2 protein-coding genes and 1 pseudogene are annotated in these 4,013 nt (G+C 43.2%); 2 read left to right on the top strand and 1 reads right to left on the bottom strand.

The window, feature by feature from the left end; genetic code table 11:
* Positions 1-264 precede the first annotated feature (264 nt).
* Positions 265-540, top strand: a complete 276-nt coding sequence (locus QUA54_RS34710; protein WP_445301617.1) for a hypothetical protein — start codon at positions 265-267, stop codon at positions 538-540.
* A 228-nt stretch (positions 541-768) separates the two neighbouring features.
* Positions 769-1,096: pseudogene (locus QUA54_RS33825) on the top strand (transposase family protein); the annotation flags it as partial.
* A 94-nt stretch (positions 1,097-1,190) separates the two neighbouring features.
* Here the strand turns inward: QUA54_RS33825 and QUA54_RS33820 are convergent.
* A complete protein-coding gene (locus tag QUA54_RS33820) occupies positions 1,191-2,951 on the bottom strand; it encodes a reverse transcriptase domain-containing protein (RefSeq protein WP_333419353.1) in 1,761 nt (586 codons plus the stop codon).
* Positions 2,952-4,013: the final 1,062 nt, after the last annotated feature.

The raw sequence follows: 4,013 nt of genomic DNA, 5'->3' as shown, positions 1-4,013 counted from the left end.
TGTCTCAATCTAGCCGTCCTATCCAAAATTCCCGGATCTTTTAACTTATTTTTACATTCGTGCAAGAAATTCTCTCATCCCTCTTTTGTCACTGAGCGTGAGAGTAAAACTTAGGCGGTCAACAAACTCGGAACCGAAAAAAGTAGGGTGAGAGTAGGAAAATTATCGATTAATTGGATTAATTCACAGAACTTTCGTCGTAAGCCACGAATGGGAAACACCTCTAACCAAGGAGAGATTAAACAGTAAAAAATATAGGGTTGAATGAGCAATCTTAAATTGTTGAGGGAACTTTTATTGCGTTATGCCGTTCTCCCACCCAGCGTAAGAGCATCTCAATCAGTCTTGACAAAAGGATTGGAGAAGAAGCATCATGTATTCATCATTCATTGCAGCCCGTTTCCTTTTCTGTTGCAAGCTACGCTTGAGAGTGGTTTCTTGATTGACAGCATTCAAGGACATCCGTCTGATAGCAGCCAAGTTCCGAGGGCTATTCAACGACCGAATGCGACATCAATCTTCATTGAAAGTGACATCTAAAATCCAATGTTCTTGATTTTCAATGGTCCAATGTTGACGAATAGCGCGAGGGCGCATCTCACTCAGGGTAAGCTCATCTAATTTGGTATAAATTGTACTTGACAAAAAACCGCCAATAAACTTTATATCTGTGAGCCGAACTCAAACCTATAATTAAGTTTGAATCTTAACAAAGTTAATCAAGTTGAAACGGAGTTAAAGACAATGACAAAGGGTTTTGCACCCTGATTGAAACTCGCTGTAAAATCTCAAGCTAAAAGAGCAGAAAAACGACAGTTAACACCTCTGAGCGAAATCCAAGTCAATTTATTGAATTATGTAGCATAACTCCCCGATCCCAGAGTTCAAAGAACCCAAAAACACTTATTAAAAGATATTTTAGTAATCTCTATTTTAGCCGTCATTGGCGGTGCCGAAGGTTGGGAAGACATGGAAAATTATGGCATCGCTAAACAGCAATGGTTAGAGGAATTTCTCGAATTACCCAATGGTATCCAAGCGTGATGATACTTTTCGACGAGTCTTTGAAAGAATCAATCCTGAGGCTTTAGAACAATGGGGTATAGCCGAGAGATAGAGTCGAGGGGAATGTTGCCATTCCACCCCTCTCTTCCGAAACCGTGCTTGCAATTTTCACCGCACACGGCTACTCAATGTGCAATCCCTTTGTCATTAACAGACTTCTGACTGCGGTCAGCAGCAGTCTTTTCATCGTGGCAATGTCGATGTAATAGCTGAAGATTAACCCACTCGTCTTTTCCTCCTTGAGAAAGTGGGATTTTATGGTCAACCTCCATTACATTTCCTGAAAGAAAGTGTAGTCCGCACCAAGCGCACTTACCTTGTTGTTGTTTTAAAAGTATCGCTTGTCTGTTAGGTAATTCAGGATGTCTGCCTAACCTTCTACTCCAATAAACTAAGTCGCCATCATAGGGGCTTCTATCACCTTTTACTAACAGATGGTTGTTGCTACTGGTCACAAACTCTGTGTGTAAGATTAGCTTTTTTGGCTTATCCCCTTTTGTCGCAAATACCCATTTTCTATTGCCGATTCCTCGCCAATATAGACGATGAGCTTTTTTGACATTAAGAGTGCGAGTTTTGGCCCATCTCCGAAGTTTTAGATAGGTCAGATTATCTTGTCTGGATAATTTTCCTACCGTGCCAATATCCGAAGCTTTGTAATAAGAACTCCATCCTCTAATTACCGGATTGAGGTCTTTAATGAGTGCCTCTTGTGGCGATAATCTGTGCATCTTAATAAGGCGAGATATTTCCCGCTGATGCGTCAGAATTGCCTTCTTTGATGGGGTGATGAGTGTGTTAAAACTTAATTTTCTACCGTGATTATCTTCATCACTACGATATTTCCCCCTAGGGAATTGTTGGATATGATGACCAAGAAAGTCAAATCCAGCGCTTCCATCTTCACTTAAATTGGGGTCGAGTGTATGCGCTAATCGGGTTTTGGAAGGTTTTAATTGTAAGCCAATGCCAGCTAACCACTCACCTATTACAGCAATACATCCAGAAATTACGGACTTGCTTTCGTGCAAAAGGACGAAATCATCTGCATAGCGGATGACACCAATAGAACGGCGTTTTTCCTTTTTACTTAACTTGGGAATAGTTAAGGTTTCCACGTAATCTTTAACTACCGTTTCTAGTCCGTGTAAGGCGATATTCGCCAATAGTGGCGATATAATACCGCCCTGTGGTGTACCGCTAGGTGTCGCATTCCAAACTCCTTTATCTATCACTCCAGATTTTAACCAGGCTTTGATTTGTCGCCTGAGTCCTGGGAAGGTGTTTAATTTGCTGAGGAGTTCTTTATGATTGATACAATCAAAACATTGAGATATATCCGCATCGAAGACATATTTAGCCTTAGTTTGGATACAGTTTTTGATATGTTTAATTGCATCCTGGCATGACCTGCCTGGTCTAAATCCGTAGCTTCCTGCCTCAAATCGAGCTTCCCACTCTGGTTCTAAAGCAGCCTTGACTACGGCTTGGAGAGCGCGGCTTTCCATTGTGGGTATTGATAGTGGGCGTTTTTCTTGGCTTCCTGGTTTGGGTATCCAAACTCTACGGGTAGGCTTGGATTTACCTGTTAGCTTTAATTGCCCTACCAATTTTAGGCGTGCTGCTGAGGACAATGATTTCACACCGTCCACTCCTGCCGTCTTTTTACCTTGGTTTTCGACTGTTACCCGACGTACCGCTAATACTCGGTTAGACCAAGACCTCATCAGTGTCTTTTGGAGTTGGCGCAGTCTTTTGACATCACCACAACGTGAAGCAGCATAGATGCGTTTTTGCAACTTGAAAACATATCGCTCAGCTTTTCGCCAATTAATAGTTTTCCATCCCTCTGTCTTCGAGATTGAATCAGATTTAGGCTTATTCATTGCTACTTGTACCTCTAGCTTTTGGCACATTGCGGTTCACGTCAGCGTATCCCGGACATTACTCCATCCCTTTTCAGGCGTTGACCGTTGTTTCGGTCTGGGCGTTAGCTTCTTGAACCATCCTTTCCACCCTGTTGCTTATTACCTGACCGTTTACCTGTTAATCGACCATAACAGGAGCCACAGGGAGGGTTACTTCGTTCCTGATATCCATTGGTTTGAGTCTTTAGGGTATGTCTTTCCACCGGGGTTCTAGGTAGTGCGCTAACTCGGTCCGTAGAAACTGTTAGACCTTACCCTTACCGGATATTTCCAGTCCAAGGTGTGACCGAATCACAAGCTTATTTCCCCTGGTTATTTTTAACGGTGGCTCAACGACATTTAGCCTGCTCTACCCCACGATTCTCCAACACAATATATATTGTGTTGGCTCGCTTATAGAACTCTTGCTTGCGGAGGGCGTTTTCAGCAATTATCACCTTTGACCGCTTTCATCCCCGCTTTACGAACCGAGATAGTCAATCTCTTTCGTAGGGGCTACCACTACTGGTAGTTTATGTGCTTTCAACCCCGCACCAGGGCGGTAGGGCTTGGTTCTTTGGTAGAACCTCACCTACATGGGTATCAAGTTGTCATTGATAGAGGATTAAAGTGCGGACTCAACCAAGAGAGGTTACTCTATCAAAGCCTGGAATCCCCCCAAAAATCTGGGTTTCTCCAGAACGAATCGCACTACGGGCAAAATAGGACACAACGTAAAGTTTTGTAACGAAACCCGAACTGAGGCTATACCCCAAAAACCCTTAACTGTTGACAAATTGGGGGGTTTTTTAGGTTCAAAACATCCAGCCCTGTCAAGGTGTTCCTTATTTAGGCATTGTTCGTGAGTCTTGAACGGCAACGGTCGCTGGCGACAAGCTTGGCAACTTTACGAGTAGACTGATGGAGCGCGACCGTTACGGTTCTCTTCAACACACAAGAGCGCTCGGTATACTTGTGGAAGCTTTAAGCAAGTTGGCTTCGCTGTTGGAGCGCTCGCAATCATCAGTATTTTTAAGGGGA

The sequence above is a fragment of the Microcoleus sp. MOSTC5 genome (assembly GCF_036701825.1).
In the GTDB taxonomy this organism is placed as follows: Bacteria; Cyanobacteriota; Cyanobacteriia; order Cyanobacteriales; family Microcoleaceae; genus Microcoleus; species Microcoleus asticus.
This window is presented reverse-complemented; position numbering and strand designations above follow the sequence as displayed.

Excerpts from the sequence above, each read along its gene's own strand:
- QUA54_RS34710 (WP_445301617.1), top strand. The coding sequence starts at position 265 with ATGAGCAATCTTAAATTGTTGAGGGAACTTTTATTGCGTTATGCCGTT.
- QUA54_RS33820 (WP_333419353.1), bottom strand. The coding sequence starts at position 2,951 with ATGAATAAGCCTAAATCTGATTCAATCTCGAAGACAGAGGGATGGAAA.